The organism is Exiguobacterium algae, assembly GCF_018617875.1.
Taxonomy (GTDB): Bacteria; Bacillota; Bacilli; order Exiguobacteriales; family Exiguobacteriaceae; genus Exiguobacterium; species Exiguobacterium algae.
Genome location: NZ_JACSKZ010000011.1, coordinates 1 through 1,370, shown reverse-complemented (window position 1 = coordinate 1,370; position 1,370 = coordinate 1). Strand labels below are relative to the sequence as shown.

1 protein-coding gene is annotated in these 1,370 nt (G+C 52.5%); it reads right to left on the bottom strand.

The features are described from left to right. Positions 1-75: 75 nt before the first annotated feature. Positions 76-1,248: an IS200/IS605 family element RNA-guided endonuclease TnpB gene (gene tnpB, locus KNP03_RS13360; RefSeq protein WP_214830095.1), complete on the bottom strand. Its 1,173-nt coding sequence runs from the start codon at positions 1,246-1,248 to the stop codon at positions 76-78. Positions 1,249-1,370 lie beyond the last annotated feature (122 nt).

The following is a 1,370-nucleotide window of genomic DNA, read 5'->3' as shown; positions in this document are numbered from 1 at the left end:
TTGAACTACCCCCACCTACGCTTCGCTTAGAGGTGGAGGATTCCTGAGTTATCCGACCTAACGGTCGAAACCTGATCAGGCTAACCCCGTCGTCCCGACGGTTGAAGAGGCCAAGATTCGTTCTGCCTCTTGTTTGAGATTTAGTCCTGCGTTCACATCGCGGTCATGATGGGCGCCGCAAGCCGGGCATGTCCATTCACGCAAGTCAAGATGCTTCACGTCTTTGTGCTGATGGCCGCAACTCGAGCAGAGCTGACTCGAGGCAAAGGTCTTCCCGACCTTGACGACGGTTTTCCCGTACCAGTCCGCCTTGTACTCGAGCATGTTGAAGAACTCCGCCCAACTCACCTCGGAGATGGACTTGCTCAACTTGCGGTTCTTCTGCATGTTCTTCACCTGCAAGGTCTCGATCCCGATGACGTCGTGGTTTTTGACAATCTCGGTCGATACCTTGTGTAGGAAGTCGGTGCGCTTGTTGGAGATCTTTTCCTGGATGCGGGCGACCTTCCGCTTCTGCTTCTGGTAGTTCCTCGCCTCGGACAGCTTGATTTTCTTATTCAAGGCAATGAGTTGCCGCCGGGACAGCTTGCGCTGCTCGCGCGCCAGTTTCTTCTCGAGGGTGCGGAAGTAACGGTCGTTTTGGTACACCGTGCCGTCCGACAGGATGGCAAAGTTCTTCAGCCCGACGTCAACGCCGGCAGATGAGCCGGTCTTGGGCAATTCGTTGATTTCCCGCTCTGCGAGCAGGGAGACAAAGTATTTGCCAGACGCCGTGCGTCGGATCGTGGCACTCAAGATGCGCCCCTCGACCTGTTTCGAGTTGGCAAAACGGACCCACTTGAGTTTCGGCAACTTGAGTTTGTTCCCGACGATCGAGACTTCAGGAATCTGGTTTTTCTTCTCAATGTTTGTTTTGTATGATTGGACGGGGTTCCGCTTCGACTTGAAGCGAGGCCGGTCATTCTGCTTCATGAAGAAGCGACCATAGGCATCGGCCAGATGCTTCACGCTTGATTGAAGAGAATGGCTGTCGACCTCTTTCAACCAGTCGAACTCCTGCTTCAACGAAGGGATTTCTTTCGAACAAGAAGCATAGGACAGTCCTTTTCCAGTCGCCTTGTAGGTTTCATCCCACTTCGCCAGGAAGTGGTTGAAGATGAAGCGTGAACAACCGATCGTCTTGGCGATCAGGATCTCCTGCTCTTTTGTCGGGTATATCCGAAATTTGTAAGCCTTGTGTTTTAGCAAGATTTCTCACCTCCTTGAAGGCATTATACCCGAAAGGAAGGTTGGCGATTCACCTCCCACTTTCACGAGGGCTTCGCCCTGAACGTTTAGAAGTGGGAGTACTCTCGCTTAATTTAGATAGA